Genomic DNA, 13,711 nt, shown 5'->3' on the forward strand with positions numbered 1-13,711 from the left:
TTATTCTACATTTTTCCGCCCTTCCCATTTTTCAAACCAAATAATCCCGAACAGCAAAAACAGGATACTCAGTACAAGGCTCAATGATATGCATAGAATAAATTGTATAATAATTTTATTCGCTATCATTTGGGAAGATGGTGCTAGCAGTGCTAATGGAAACATTGACATTTTTACTGGATAAGTCCACGGTAAGAAATACCATATATTATTTCCTAAATTAGTTGTTCCCATTAACACTGCAACCAAAATTCCCAAAATACCAACCCCAACAGATGCTCCGATTCCAAAAGCAAAGCTAATCCACAAATGAATTGCTAAAATTGGAAGTGTTCCTATCAAGGATAATAATGAAGCCGTCAAAAATAATGGCGTATTAAATCCTTGCGGCAACACAATGCTTAATCCTATACAGATAATTAGTGTAGTTAAAGCGTAGCTTATTGTCAAGGATACTACTGAAAACACAAATTTACCAACATAAATTTTTCTCCTTGGTATTCCTGTACTTAATACGCCATTAAAATTTCCTGCAAGTTCTTCTTCCTGAACATAAAACCCCGTTAAAATACCTGTTTCTATTGGAATCAATATAGCGGAACATATAATAAAATATGTTTGATATATCGTATCAATGGCTATACTGTTTCGGTTTGCTAAGTAAATTATAATACAAGCCGACATAAAAATCGGTAAAAAGAAAATAAGCCAACGTATTAATGTATGTCTGGTTTTTAACCATTCGGAAGATAATAACTTCATTATAGCTCCTTTCTGCTAAACCAAAATCCTGTTAAGCATACAGCCAAAGTTAATACTACAATTGACACTATAATTCCCAGCGGTATAACTGATGTATCTAATAAAGGATTTGATGAGTCCAGAACAACACCATTTGGATGTACGCCTATAATCGGACACATTAGCCTTGTTGCATAACTCCATGGACAAACTATCCAATACGAAGTCGGAGCCACCATTACACCTAAGAATGTTCCTAAAATACCTATCCCAATGCTTAAAAGAAAATCACTCATTGTAGCAATCCATAATTGTATAGGAATAAGAACAAGAGAAACAAGCCAGCATAATAGACCCGCAGTAATAATCTGCCTTAATGGCATCGCCCCTTTTTCTGTTAATAACCCTGAAACTATGATTGATAGAATCAGCACAATACTGGACATAAAAGAAATAATAGCCATACCAAAGACTTTATTTATCCATATTTTAAAAGGTGATATGTCGTGCGAACGCTGTACCCTATAATTTCCAGCCTTTTTTTCTTGCAGAGCTACCAGACCACCAAACAGCCCCATTCCAAGAGGAAGAAAAAGGAAAGACCACCAGTTAAAAACTAATGCTAAAAAGACATTCCAACTCGAAGCGACAGTTGCATTACTAGCAGCTTGAGCATTATTTTCAATAATATAATTTATTACAATAGAATAAACCGCAAAAAACACTGGTATAAAAATTATCAGTTTGGCAGTAAATGTTCTTTTATATTTTATTAATTCAGAAAACATACTTTTCATTATACGCACCCACCTTTCAGAATAACATCAGTAAAAAACTGTTCCAGATTTTCTTGCGAATTAGGCACGCCTTGATATAATAACTTTCCTTTACTAATAATGCCGATTTCATCAACAACTTGTGCCACCTCGGTCAAAATGTGACTTGACAAAACAACGGTTATCCCTTTAGACGGAAAAGATGATATAAGTTCTCTTAGTTCCTGTATTCCAAAAGGGTCTAACCCATTTGTAGGTTCATCAAGAATTAACAATTTAGGATTGTTTAATAATGCAATCGCAATTCCAAGTCTTTGTTTCATTCCTAACGAAAATTGTGATGCTCTTTTCTTCCCAGTATCTTTTAAATCGACGATTTGCAAAACCTCGTCAATTCTGGTATCTGGTATTCCCAAAAGTTTTGTATGCACCAAAAGATTTTCTCTTGCAGTAAGATTTCCATATAAAGCAGGAGCTTCAATCAATGCACCTATTTGAGATAAGGAACTTCTTTTCCATTGTCCATTATCAAATAAAATTGAACCACTTGTAGGATGCAAAAGTCCTACAAGCATTTTTAAGATAGTCGATTTTCCTGCACCATTTGGACCAAGTAAGCCATAAATACTGTTTCTTTTTATCTGCAAAGAGATATTATCGACTGCCTTTTGACTGCCAAACTCTTTACATAAATTTTGAGTTTCTAGTATTAAATTTTCCATTATTAATAGCCTCCTGTGAATAATAGATTTATTACTATGAAAAAAGCCTAACACATAAAAATAACCGTTTTATAACAATCGGAAAATTCAAGTCAACAATTTTAATTCAGATTATTGGAGTAATCTTATCCAGTGTTTATGCTTCTTATAGCAAGAAATGATATATCCTATTGCAAGAGATTTCACATCGTTTAATCATAACTCTCCGAAAAAGAAAAACGACAGAGCTTTAACCCTCTGCCGCTAATCCGTTATGTGTAGATTATTTCCTCATTCACAATCTCCCTCGCACAACCCCTTATGTTATTCATTCTTCCTGTCCATTCTAAGGCGTTTTCTTCCTTTAGCTGTTCCGTGATACCCTGTGCCTGTTTCATGCCCTCTATGAGCCTTTCAAAGCGTTCCTGCGCCTGCCTGTCAATGTCGGCAAGGTAAGCATTGAGCCTGCCGCTTGTGAGAAGATTGGTGTATGTAACCCTGCGGTACTTCTTCAAATAGTCTAGATGCCGCTGTCCCCATGTGCCTATCGGCTGTTCTTCTTCGGCGGGTACAGTCAAGCACGGTATTAAGTAATCTCCTTGCCGCTCGTATTTGCCGCCCAGTTCCTCAAATAATGATTTTGCCATTGTCTGTTACCTCCACATTCTTTTTTATTTTGAATGTCCGCAAAATCCGTCCTACATCGGACGGACGCCAGGGCACATCAAGGTGGTGTAACGCAATCAATCTGTCCTGTACGTTTGTCCCGGCTCCCATTTTTGCGGTTGAGCCTAACAAAAAACGAACCTGCCCGCTTCTTACTTTTGCAAACAGCTCCGCTTTCCTTGTTTCCGTATTGGCGTTATGGATAAAAGCTATCTCCTGCTCCGGTACTCCCTTCGCCATGAGCTTATCCCTGATGTCCTCATATACGTTGAATGTCCCATCTCCCTTCGGTGTAGATAAATCGCAGAAGATAAGCTGCGCCGATTTCTGCTCTTTTGTATGCTCCCAAATCTCAAACGCCTTCTCCACACAGGTTGTGGCTTTGGAGTTTTCTTCATCGGGAAGCATATCATTGATGAGCCGCTGGTCTAACGCCAGCTTTCTTCCATCGTTGGTTATCTTTAACATATTATCTCGTGAAGGATCTACTTTACGGTCACGCACTGCCTCCGCCCTGTCCGCAAGGGACTGAACCATGTCCTGCTGGTATTCGCTCGGCTTTAACACGATATTTTCATAGTCTGCTTCCGGCACAGGCAGCTTTAACATATCCGGCGTCTGAATGTCTGCGCTTTCCTTGAATAGCGCAATCAGCTCCGGCAGATTGAAGAACTTGGCAAACCTTGTTTTTGCCCTATATCCAGTTCCCTCCGGCGCAAGTTCTATGGCTGTCTGGGTTTCCCCGAATGATGCCGCCCAACTGTCAAAATGCCCTAACCCCAATCGCTGTAAGGTGTTGTACTGGAGATAACGCATATTGGTGTAGAGTTCCGTCATGCTGTTGCTGATTGGTGTGCCCGTTGCAAATGTGATGCCCTTCCCTCCGGTCAGTTCAGAGAGATATTGTCAAGTGTGTTTGTAAACTTTTGACGCGTTCATGGGTAAAAATATTGCAAAATAACAACGATAAAGAAAAAACTTTAGTAATCTGATATTTGCTAAACTTAGCAAAGAATTACAAAATCTGACAGAAAAAACAGGCAATCTGCTGCATGAACTAATCTGCAGTAAGATTGCCCTACAAGACCATGAATATGGCATATACTATTCAATGATTTTCCCGCAGCCCGTCACTTATCTTTTATACTCTTATTCAGTCTGCTTATCAATTTTCCCACCATAATCTGTTCCTGTTCATTCCACAAGTACCCAAAATCTTTAGCCATTTGGAAGAGTTCTATCCAATTCCCCTGCTCCTGCGATACTTTATCGTAACGCATCAGTTCCCGGAAAACAGTTTCATCTTCCCGCCCATCGGGATAGCGGATTATGGCGTGGCAATCATCGTCATTAATGAACCATTCAAGTTCAAGCGGTTTACTTACTGCATAAACGCCCGAACCTGTTTTCAGGTCAAGCTGTTCTGCAATTTCAGGACAATAGTCCCGAAAATAAAAAGGACAATCATCGTCTTCGTGCAGTTCCATATACATATGTGTTTCGGTTCTGTCCAATTCAACCCACTGATACCCAAAAACATTCTTAAAAACCACACCGAGTTTACCTTCCCTTTCTCGTACCGTCAAAATACGCTCCCGATCCCACACCCAGTTATCCGGCAAAGGCACAATGCCTTTATAATGACCGTCAAACTCAATGCATCTCTGCCGGAGCTCACGCACGTCTACCTTCGTTTCCCCATGCAATGCAACTACCTGAAGAAAGATAGAATAACTACTATTCTCACTATTCTTACTAAAAATATCTCCTACCTGCACATCGTATCGATTTTTCACTTTTTTCTTTCCCATAACTTTCCTCCTGATTTTTCAATTTATTCTAACTGCCATGCCACAGGCAGTTAGAAGTTCTTCTCACGCTATATTCCACAAACGAACAGACTCATAGATAAAATATTTTTTCATCTTCCAGCCGAATACAGGCGAGCTTTGCCCCCAATTCTCTGTACCGAAACGCACAGCCACAGTCAATGTCGTAAAAAAGACAGTCCTTCCCGGCATTGTAACAGCAGAAGACATTTCCCTCGTTATAGGCAAAACTTTTTTTGACGGTAGTGGGAGTATGTCCGGCAATAATGGTTCCATGCCGTATGCCGCCTGATTGGAAGCTTTCTTCCCTTGCGTAAAGATAAAATTGTTCCAGACTTTCAAAATGTCCACAAATATCTTCCAAATTTTCAGCATATCCGGCATGGACCACAACATATTTTCTGCCCGCAGCTTCTAATTTTTTATAATAAGGCATTTTTCGAATCATTTCCGACCATCCGCACAAGTCATTCAGCGTAACACGGTTTTGCTCCAATAGAATACCTATCGTGCCATAAAGGTCAAAGTATGCCATGGGTAGTTCCTTTTTGCGGAACAGATATTTCACAGATTCATATAATGCCGCGGTATCCGCATGGGAGGAAAAATCCGTATTTAATTCTTCTGATCGGTCAACCGTCAGCATCAGATCTATATAAGATACAAATTCCTCCTCATGATTTCCCCGCAAAAACAGAATATTTGCCGGACGCTGTTCCATCCAGCATAAAATCTCATAACTCTGTTTTCCCCTGTCGATAGAATCTCCCGCAAGAATCAAGAAGTCTGTTTCAGAAAAACAGATTTTTTCAAGCATGGAGCGAAGCTCATTATAACAGCCGTGGATGTCGCTGATTACATAACTGCTCATCTTTTTCTGTCTTTCTTCAACTTATCCATCAACCTGCCAATCATGATGACAAGAAACAGTAAACTGACCGGTGAGAAAATCTGTGCCAAAACTGCCCCAAGAGCTTTTGGATTTTCAAAATGAAGCTTCTTTGCCTTTTTCCATGCAAGCATGACAGATACTGCCGTTGACAGAAACAGGCATCCTAAATTCCCATAAAAACTGTCAGAAGACGGATCAAAACATCCGATCAGGCAAATGAATTCAATCCCTGTCATCCATCGGTTCAAAAATCCTTTTCCGGTTTTATTTTTCACATCAACATCAAATAAAATGGGAAATAACATAAGCCCCAAACCTGCCGCTGCAAAGAGCAGCAAAATTATCATTTGTATCAGTATACTTATTGTTTCCATATGTTCTCTCTTTCTTAATTAAGTGAATCATTGACCCAGCCTGTTTTTTGAGGCAAACATTCCAGTTCTGCACATAATCTTTCTATAACATCTCTTTTCAATATCTCCGCCAGCCATTCTTGCGGGATGTTGTCTGCTCCATAATAGATTCCGGCCAGACCGCCGGCAACCGCTCCAACCGTGTCTGTATCATCCCCGAGGTTAACGGCCTTTAAGATACATTCCCGAAAAGAGTATGTGTTTACCAGACACCACACCGCCGCCTCCAAGGTATCAACTATATAGCCGCTGCTCCTGATCTCAGCCTCCGGCAGGGCCGCAAAGCTTTTTATATCCTTCAGACGGTCATATACAGATATATCTTCCCACTTTTCGCTTATATAGTATTGAAAAGCTTCTTCCATTCCCTGTCTGATTCCTTCCTTTAACGGCAAACTGTCTGACAATAATTTCAAAGCGACATTGACATAGATTCCGCATCCAATCAGGCTGATTGGATGTCTGTGGGTCAGAGACGAAATGTTATGCACAATCTCCATCTGTTCACTCAGTAAAATACCTGATTGTTTTTCCAGATAATACGCAGCAGGCAAAATCCGCATTAAAGAACCGTTTCCATTTTCATACTCAGACATCCCGCCGCATTCTAACGGATTCATGCCGCGTCCATAGTTCATAATCGCCCTGCTTGTTGCGCCGCCCGCGTCGAATACCTCTTCTGTTGCCGTATATGCGCCATAAAGAAGCCACTCCGAAAATTTATCCATGATATCATAATAATCAACAGTCTGTCTTCGCACGATACTATCCGTCAATGCCAATGTCAGGCTTGTGTCGTCCGACCATGTTCCCATCGGCTGATTATGCGTCCCATAGCCCTGCATCCCGGTAACGGGGGATTTTGCAAGCTCCTCTCTGGACATAAATTCAACAGGCACGCCCAATGCGTCCCCTACCGCCGCACCAATAATTCCACCATAAACCTTTCCCATACTTTTCTCCATTCCTACGCTGCTTTTTTCGCACTTTTCTGTGATTCCATCCATTCATCTGATAATTTCTCTCTTATCTGTACAAATTCAGGTAAATTTAACCATTCCTATCCCGTTTCTCTTCCACATATTCCGCATAGTGCAGCAGAACACTTAATGTCGTTTCCTGCTGCCTGCCATCAGGATAGCGAATGACGGCACGGCAGTCATCGTCACATGATTTAAATGGCCTGTCTGCGGCAAAAACACCCGAACCATTGTACAGGTTAAGCTGTTTTGCAAGTTCAGGGTTATATTTCTCAAACAGATAGGAAAGACAGGGACCATTACACCATTCCAGATACATTTCCTTCTCCGGTTGTTTGTCTAAATGAGCATAGCCTGACCAACCGTTACATGATACTTTAATCATAATACTGCATATATTGTCTTCAAACGTCTTTGGCTCTGCATCGGGCACTTTTTCGACCGCATGTACTTTCCGTACAAGGATTTCATCTGATGCCCATGCATTTTGAACCGGGACAACTCTTTCATAAAACCTGTCAAATGCAATGACTTTTCTTCCAATTTGCCTTACCACAACCTGTGTTTCTCCACGCAGGGCAATGACCTGGTAAAAGAAATAATATCTGACATCCTCATGGCAGCAATGCCTTCTAAAAATATCGCCAACCTGTACGCCATATCGGTTTTTAACTGTTTTCTTTTTCATGAAAATCCTCCATTTTTGATTGAAATACAACTTTACTTTTCCCGTCGTCATTCACCTCTGTTTCGCAGACAGTTCTCTGACATATCTCAGCCGTTCGTCATTCATGACTATGTACCGGCATTCTTTTGGATCACGGTCACACAATATTTTTCTGATGCAATTCTTATCCGCCCGAATCAGCGCGCTGCATTCAGACAGCCATGTTTCATCTTCTTTCAAATTACCCTCGTAAACAGTCATCAACTGCTTATATGGGAACATAAAATCCGGGCTGTTTTCAAAAGGCATATAATCATCCCTTAAATTGACGAACCCAATTCCATGGGTCTGATCCCTATGCTGCCGCGTTGGATAAATCAGCCATTGATCATAACGCTCATCCGGGAAGTTTTCCTCGTCTGGTTCTGTCATATTTACAAGAACTCCCTTCAATTCCGGAATATATGGATTTTGGGAGATTGAAAGAATAGTTCCTGAAGGGTATGGAACTTTTACAGCGTCAAAGTAACCCATGTCCATTCCTTCAGACATATGGCCTCCGTCCTTACTGTAAATGTTTTGAACATAAATCACCTCTCCGTCATGACGGACAACCGTATTTTTTATGGGAACATAACCATGCGGGGATTTACCGGATCTTCGGAATACCCTGACGACGCCGCACCAGTTTCTTCTTTCCAAATGCTCTTCTTCGGCTGCTTTTTCAATATGATAGCAAATTCCCTTTACCGCTTCCCCCGCGCTCTTGAATATCGTACTTGGCAAAAACCCCTCTTTTTCTCCACGGAAAAATATTTCAATGCCAAATAAATATGCATATACCCTCGTATCTGAACGGCTTCTATGCAAAACCGTTTTCATATTTTCAATCTGATCCCAAAGCGCCTCTCCATCATGTTCGGATTTTAATTCTTTTATGCCTTCCAGTTTTTCTTCCAGCGTTCTGTGGGGCGCGGCGCAGATACATGCAATCTGCTCTTCCAAATTAAGAGCAGTATTTTTGGCAGCCCATGCCGCAATATCTTTTGAATAAATCCATCTGCCAAAATCTATCATAAAAACCCCCTATTTTCAAACAGGGCAATCAGCTCGGACATAGACGCCATAATGTCTATCTGCCGGACAGGCCCCATGTAATAGCAATTATTTGCATATTCTTCTGCTTTATAATCCGAAATGACGGAAAAAAGTCTCTTTCTGGCATGAACAGACAGCCCTTTCAGGGAAATTTCCAAACAATTATCCTTGGCCTCGCAAATCACGCCTTTTAAAGCCCGAACACCAGCAAGTTCAATCTTCTCTTCCAATAATCTTTTTACAACTAAAATTCCCCCCTCTCCAATATCAGGCTCGCTATTCAGTAAGTGTTCCAAAGGCGTCTCCTCCTGTCTCTCCGCCTGATACTGTTTTTTATACTCTGTATATTTTTCAGCAACGCCGTCGGGAAGACATGACATAAGCAGACTTTCCAGCAGATGAGGAGGTGTGCAGTCCTGAATTCTTATGATGGATAAAATTATCATAAAATACAGCAACGCATCTTCCCCCCGTAAATTTTTTATCCAATAACGCGCAGAAAGGATTTCTATGACGTCTTCTCCTTGTATTCCGTCGCAAATATAAAAAACTGCGGACTGTATATCCTGATAAAATCCAATCTCTGAAGGAATTTCTTTCACTGCGCCTTCCAATGCCAGCAGACCTTCTTTTCTTGCGATTCGCGTCAGCAGATCCATATGATGCATCAGGGAGAAGCAACGCTCTCCGCATTCCGCATTTCTTAATTTTACAAATACATCTTTTCTTACTTCGTACAGTAACGGTAAATTTACGTTCTTTTTTAAATCATTCATCTTTCAATCCTCCTCAATCTACCCTTACCAAACCGCCTGCCGCCACTTCATATCGGATAGAACCAAGTTCACACATTTCCTCCTCAATGTTGAAAACAAAGGCATAGTGAATCTGATCCTGTTCCATAAACTCCCTTTCTCTTTTCCACTCTGATTCTTCCGCCGACACAAACATAAGAGAAAGCAGCGTGCCAATCGTGGTACGGGTTACAATACCCATGTAAACTGTCACATTCTTCTCCGCTTCAATCTCTTCCACATAAGGAGCATACTCTGGTTTCTCATTGAGCGTGAATATTATGCCCCACAATTCCATCTTGCCGGATGGGTACCTGTTTAGTAATGTGTTGCTGATCAGGACCTTCCCGTCCCTCACCCAGTCTTTGGCATCTGTAGTCAGCCCCTGCTCAAACAAAATTTCATACCGTTTCAAAATCTCATTTTTAATCGTTTCTTTCATATACATCCTCCTGCTCTAATACACTGTTACAATTTTATTCTTATGGCCGCGTTCTTTATTTAATTTTCAAGGTTCAGCATATCTTATGGCACAAGTATAGCATATGGATTTCAACAAAAGGACAATATATTGTCGCCCACTTTTCGGAATGTCCCCATATAGTTTCGGAAATAAAAAAGGACGCTGGAAATATCCGTTTTCCAACTGTCCTTTTTGCTGTTTTAAATCGGAGAATCCTGTACTGATTGTTGTCTGGAATCAATACAAACCACATTGTTTCAATATTTCCATAACCCATTTCCAGTAGTCTTTTAACTCTTGTTTCTCTATCTCCATATAAATCCCGCGTGCCTGTTCCATAATTTCCTGAAAGGTCACAAAGATAATACCTTTTCGATAATATTCTGATATTTCTTTTTCCGAAAGCGTTTCAGGCATAAGATAAAGCAATTTTATCTGCCCGCAGTCCCACCATCCACCATCTTCCATATTATCAAGCATCTGCCCGGCAGTGAGAAGATACTTTTTCGATGAAACTGCCCTGTTTTCCTTTAAATAAGCAATTGCCTCATCAACATGGCAGGTTTTCTCCTTTGCCCAATCCTCTCTTAACGGAATTTTTTTCCCCTTTTTCCCATATCCCCTATACTCCTGATACCAAACAATCGCCTTAAATAACCTTTTTAAATCATCTTTTGTGATTCCCCACGTTTTCTTTTCACTGCTGTCCGGGTATCCTGTTTTACTTACATGGTTTAATAAGTCAATAAACTCTGCTCCTGGAACACTAGAAAATTCTTTATTTTTGCAACGCACAAGGTAATTTTGGTAATTTTTCATCTGGCCGTCGTCAAGGCTTTGCTGTGTTGTTTTTAATTCCACAAAATATACGGATTTTTTATCGCACATCAGATAATCCGCATTGCAGGTGCGGTATTTGCCGCTGGTTTTGGCGCAGGACTTTGATTTTAACATAGGGAACTCCTTTGCAAGCAGCCGCATCTTTCCATTGATTCCCAAATCTGTATTACTCCGTCCGATTACTGTCAAAATTTCGCCGATCACAGGAGTCAGTATCATATCCAATATTACTTCTGCCTTAATGTTGGGAGTATAATAATCTCTTATGATGTATTCAGTTAATATTTCATGTATTTTCATGCAAATCCTTTCTGTGTTTCTTATAAACGCAGGCTGATGCAGTTATCCATAGAGTCAAATACCCCGCAGCAAGCTACGGGGCATGGCCTAGCTTGTCCTTCCCGCCCCAAGGGGCGGGGTATTTGACCCTCGCGGCATTCGCCAAATATCCGCGCGAGCGCGGCTGCTTGGCTCATTGCTCGCGGGAATAAAACAGTACCGCTTAACTGATTCAGAAGCAATAGGATTCCCCGTCCTGAAGCGCTTTCACCCTGTCACGATACGCTACAAATTCCGGCATTGTTCCAAAAGTTTCCGCACATTCCGTATGCATGGGAATGATAACCTTTGGATTCGTCAGGCGTATCAGTTTTTCTATTGTTTCCACATAAGCGTGTCCGCTGGTGTGCAGCTTTTCCATCCGATGGTTTCCGATAAATTCTTTCACCTTTGGATCGGCATATTTTCCTTCCAGGTATCCTGTCCACTTGGAATAAATAATAAGCGGATCAGAAAAATGTTCCATAATTTTCTGAAACCTTGGATTGCTCTCCCTTGCAAGCATCGTAAATCCTTTTCTGCGCAGAATGGAAAAATCCGCCTTGTAACAGTTCTCCTCTGCCCCAAGCCCTTCCATATCATTGCCGACAATGTACAGCCTTCTCGGCTTTCCATGAATCATCTCCGGCCTGTATTTCTTATAATATTTCCCTTTGTCCGCCATCGCCGCCAATATCAGCTTCGCCTGGTACGCATCACAGACAAAATCCATTCCCCAGGGAAGGGCGTGGTAAAATTCCATAATACTGTCCAGATTGGTTGAGGACACTAAAATCACGGATTCCTTATTTGCCTGAAACAGCTCCCGCGCACACTTTCCCAACTCCGATTCCGTAAGGATTGCGTTTTGTTTTGTTTCATCAACACGTGAGAGCATCGTTCCCTCGGTAATCAAAATATCTATTTCGCCTATGTATGTCCGCACCATCTTTTCAAGCGTATTGTTCTCTCCGATAATGCCATGTTCGCGGAAATCTCCCGTAAATAAGATTTTCTTTCCGCCGGTTTCAATGAAAAACATATAGGAGTCCAATGCGGAATGGTCAACGATAAAAGGCGTTACATGAATATCGCCGAACGCTTCCAGCTTCTGCCCGGGAAAATAGCTCTTTATGCTTTCGATACGCGGCAGTCCTTTCGCTTCTTCTTTCGGAATGAAATCCAGTTTTTCCGTGAGTATCTTCAAAAGCTTCTTAGCTGTAGATCCAATATAGAGCGGAATATCCTGCGGGATTTTTTTATACAGTCCGATATGATCTCCGTGATAATGCGTAAACAATACGCCGTCGCAAGGCTCGCCGTTAAAAATAGTCCGGGCAAGCGTCTCATCCCCCATGGCGCTTTCATCTTTGCTGTTTGGAAGATTTGCTCCAAAATCAATTATAACGCGGTGGTGATCCGTGCGGATTTCCGTTGCGCAGCCGCCAATCTGATGACTTCCGCGGTATATCGTAATCCGGTTCCTCTTCTGCTCCATAACTCTCTCCCCTTTCCAACCGTTTTTATAAACATTTAACACTTTTTCCACAGCGCTTATCATCAATCATAGCATAGCAGCTTTTCGCAGACGGACAGAGTAGTGTCGCTCAATATAAATCGAACCCCATATGGCGCATTAATTTCCCGTCTTTTAAAAATACGCCAAAATCGTCTCTTAAATAGCTTCCCTCCCACATTTTGTAGCGCCGCTCGTAATTATCATAGGTGATCGGATAGCCAATTTTATTCAACTGTTCAAAATCCCTCTGCCTCATCCGCTCGTTCGCTTCCGGAAACAACTCATAATAACATATTTTGCAGGAAAAATATGTGTCCCCGTCTACGTCATAATAAGAACTTGTATCCATACAAAGTTCCTTCATCAGTGTTGCAATTCTCCGCAGCTTCATCAAATGTATACGATATCTTCCTTTTGCATTTTCATGAAAAGACGGTGGATGCATGGAATCATGTATGTATGCTTTATATTTTTTAGAATATTTTATCCGTATCAGACCGGCGTCTGTCAATGTCTTAATATCGCGCTGCACCATTTTTTTGCCAATTGGAAGCCTTGATGTAATATCCTCATATTCCACCTGCTGGCTTCTGAAAAAAATATCATACAGCAAAAGCTGACGGTCAGTTTGGCTTAATTCTATCGCTTCCATACATCTTCCCCGCATTCATGGGTGGACTTCCCAATCGTTTTTAACTTCTCGTCTTTGTGGAGAATCGCATGACCATCCATGCTTTAAAAGTCAAAGACTTTCAAAGCAAAATAAGAATAGCAGTATTCCCCCATCAACCGAAAGATTCCGAAAACATCGCTCTTTTTGATTAATTATATCCAAAAAACATTCCCATGTCTACATTTTTTCACATTCAGAACGGGTATACCAATAACTGTCTAATTCCGGTGATACCTTTATAATAGGCTGTTTCAAATTCCTCTATCAGCAACAGCGATTTTGTCTGCTCATGGCAACGCTGCTGTTTATTCTATTATCCCATCTTCAATTGAAACCTAAAT

Annotated in this window: 15 protein-coding genes and 1 pseudogene; all 16 read right to left on the minus strand. The window is 41.0% G+C overall.

Translation table 11 applies throughout. From position 1 onward, the window contains the following. The gene (locus VSQ32_06890) at positions 1-762 is read right to left on the minus strand and encodes a lantibiotic immunity ABC transporter MutG family permease subunit (protein ID MEH2942591.1); all 762 of its coding nucleotides are present in this window, start codon (positions 760-762) and stop codon (positions 1-3) included. Then, the gene (locus VSQ32_06895; protein MEH2942592.1) at positions 762-1,538 is read right to left on the minus strand and encodes a lantibiotic immunity ABC transporter MutE/EpiE family permease subunit; all 777 of its coding nucleotides are present in this window, start codon (positions 1,536-1,538) and stop codon (positions 762-764) included. The genes VSQ32_06890 and VSQ32_06895 overlap by 1 nt, the downstream gene beginning before the upstream one ends. Further along, complete coding sequence (locus VSQ32_06900) at positions 1,538-2,239, minus strand: lantibiotic protection ABC transporter ATP-binding protein (GenBank protein MEH2942593.1); 702 nt, start codon at positions 2,237-2,239, stop codon at positions 1,538-1,540. The genes VSQ32_06895 and VSQ32_06900 overlap by 1 nt, the downstream gene beginning before the upstream one ends. A 251-nt stretch (positions 2,240-2,490) precedes the next feature. Next, positions 2,491-2,865, minus strand: coding sequence for a TnpV protein (locus VSQ32_06905; protein MEH2942594.1), 375 nt, complete (start codon positions 2,863-2,865; stop codon positions 2,491-2,493). Next, positions 2,846-3,790: pseudogene (locus VSQ32_06910) on the minus strand (helicase SNF2). Before VSQ32_06910 ends, VSQ32_06905 begins: the two are co-directional and overlap by 20 nt. 224 nt (positions 3,791-4,014) lie before the next feature. Then, complete coding sequence (locus tag VSQ32_06915; GenBank protein ID MEH2942595.1) at positions 4,015-4,695, minus strand: hypothetical protein; 681 nt, start codon at positions 4,693-4,695, stop codon at positions 4,015-4,017. Positions 4,696-4,786: 91 nt separating this feature from the next. Then, entirely contained in the window at positions 4,787-5,584 is a 798-nt protein-coding gene (locus VSQ32_06920; protein MEH2942596.1) for a metallophosphoesterase, read from the minus strand. Beyond that, positions 5,581-5,979: a hypothetical protein gene (locus VSQ32_06925; protein ID MEH2942597.1), complete on the minus strand. Its 399-nt coding sequence runs from the start codon at positions 5,977-5,979 to the stop codon at positions 5,581-5,583. The genes VSQ32_06920 and VSQ32_06925 overlap by 4 nt, the downstream gene beginning before the upstream one ends. 14 nt (positions 5,980-5,993) lie before the next feature. Continuing rightward, positions 5,994-6,971, minus strand: a complete 978-nt coding sequence (locus VSQ32_06930) for an ADP-ribosylglycohydrolase family protein (GenBank protein MEH2942598.1) — start codon at positions 6,969-6,971, stop codon at positions 5,994-5,996. Between the two features lie 97 nt (positions 6,972-7,068). Further along, on the minus strand, positions 7,069-7,686 hold the full coding sequence (locus tag VSQ32_06935; GenBank protein ID MEH2942599.1) for a hypothetical protein: 618 nt from the start codon (positions 7,684-7,686) through the stop codon (positions 7,069-7,071). A 51-nt stretch (positions 7,687-7,737) separates the two neighbouring features. Next, the gene (locus VSQ32_06940) at positions 7,738-8,742 is read right to left on the minus strand and encodes a hypothetical protein (protein MEH2942600.1); all 1,005 of its coding nucleotides are present in this window, start codon (positions 8,740-8,742) and stop codon (positions 7,738-7,740) included. Beyond that, the gene (locus VSQ32_06945) at positions 8,739-9,539 is read right to left on the minus strand and encodes a FliG C-terminal domain-containing protein (GenBank protein ID MEH2942601.1); all 801 of its coding nucleotides are present in this window, start codon (positions 9,537-9,539) and stop codon (positions 8,739-8,741) included. Before VSQ32_06945 ends, VSQ32_06940 begins: the two co-directional genes overlap by 4 nt. Before the next feature lie 13 nt (positions 9,540-9,552). Next, positions 9,553-9,999, minus strand: coding sequence for a hypothetical protein (locus VSQ32_06950; protein ID MEH2942602.1), 447 nt, complete (start codon positions 9,997-9,999; stop codon positions 9,553-9,555). Between the two features lie 258 nt (positions 10,000-10,257). Next, a complete protein-coding gene (locus tag VSQ32_06955; GenBank protein ID MEH2942603.1) occupies positions 10,258-10,908 on the minus strand; it encodes a hypothetical protein in 651 nt (216 codons plus the stop codon). Positions 10,909-11,371: 463 nt separating this feature from the next. After that, the gene (locus tag VSQ32_06960; GenBank protein MEH2942604.1) at positions 11,372-12,676 is read right to left on the minus strand and encodes an MBL fold metallo-hydrolase; all 1,305 of its coding nucleotides are present in this window, start codon (positions 12,674-12,676) and stop codon (positions 11,372-11,374) included. Between the two features lie 109 nt (positions 12,677-12,785). Continuing rightward, positions 12,786-13,349: a hypothetical protein gene (locus VSQ32_06965; GenBank protein ID MEH2942605.1), complete on the minus strand. Its 564-nt coding sequence runs from the start codon at positions 13,347-13,349 to the stop codon at positions 12,786-12,788. Positions 13,350-13,711: the final 362 nt, after the last annotated feature.

The organism is Lachnospiraceae bacterium JLR.KK002 (genome assembly GCA_036941025.1).
GTDB lineage: Bacteria > Bacillota > Clostridia > Lachnospirales > Lachnospiraceae > Petralouisia.

What these genes read in the sequence shown, in the direction of transcription:
- VSQ32_06890 (MEH2942591.1), bottom strand. Translation starts at nt 762, where the DNA reads ATGAAGTTATTATCTTCCGAATGGTTAAAAACCAGACATACATTAATA.
- VSQ32_06895 (MEH2942592.1), bottom strand. Translation starts at nt 1,538, where the DNA reads ATGAAAAGTATGTTTTCTGAATTAATAAAATATAAAAGAACATTTACT.
- VSQ32_06900 (MEH2942593.1), bottom strand. Translation starts at nt 2,239, where the DNA reads ATGGAAAATTTAATACTAGAAACTCAAAATTTATGTAAAGAGTTTGGC.
- VSQ32_06905 (MEH2942594.1), bottom strand. Translation starts at nt 2,865, where the DNA reads ATGGCAAAATCATTATTTGAGGAACTGGGCGGCAAATACGAGCGGCAA.
- VSQ32_06915 (MEH2942595.1), bottom strand. Translation starts at nt 4,695, where the DNA reads ATGGGAAAGAAAAAAGTGAAAAATCGATACGATGTGCAGGTAGGAGAT.
- VSQ32_06920 (MEH2942596.1), bottom strand. Translation starts at nt 5,584, where the DNA reads ATGAGCAGTTATGTAATCAGCGACATCCACGGCTGTTATAATGAGCTT.
- VSQ32_06925 (MEH2942597.1), bottom strand. Translation starts at nt 5,979, where the DNA reads ATGGAAACAATAAGTATACTGATACAAATGATAATTTTGCTGCTCTTT.
- VSQ32_06930 (MEH2942598.1), bottom strand. Translation starts at nt 6,971, where the DNA reads ATGGGAAAGGTTTATGGTGGAATTATTGGTGCGGCGGTAGGGGACGCA.
- VSQ32_06935 (MEH2942599.1), bottom strand. Translation starts at nt 7,686, where the DNA reads ATGAAAAAGAAAACAGTTAAAAACCGATATGGCGTACAGGTTGGCGAT.
- VSQ32_06940 (MEH2942600.1), bottom strand. Translation starts at nt 8,742, where the DNA reads ATGATAGATTTTGGCAGATGGATTTATTCAAAAGATATTGCGGCATGG.
- VSQ32_06945 (MEH2942601.1), bottom strand. Translation starts at nt 9,539, where the DNA reads ATGAATGATTTAAAAAAGAACGTAAATTTACCGTTACTGTACGAAGTA.
- VSQ32_06950 (MEH2942602.1), bottom strand. Translation starts at nt 9,999, where the DNA reads ATGAAAGAAACGATTAAAAATGAGATTTTGAAACGGTATGAAATTTTG.
- VSQ32_06955 (MEH2942603.1), bottom strand. Translation starts at nt 10,908, where the DNA reads ATGTGCGATAAAAAATCCGTATATTTTGTGGAATTAAAAACAACACAG.
- VSQ32_06960 (MEH2942604.1), bottom strand. Translation starts at nt 12,676, where the DNA reads ATGGAGCAGAAGAGGAACCGGATTACGATATACCGCGGAAGTCATCAG.
- VSQ32_06965 (MEH2942605.1), bottom strand. Translation starts at nt 13,349, where the DNA reads ATGGAAGCGATAGAATTAAGCCAAACTGACCGTCAGCTTTTGCTGTAT.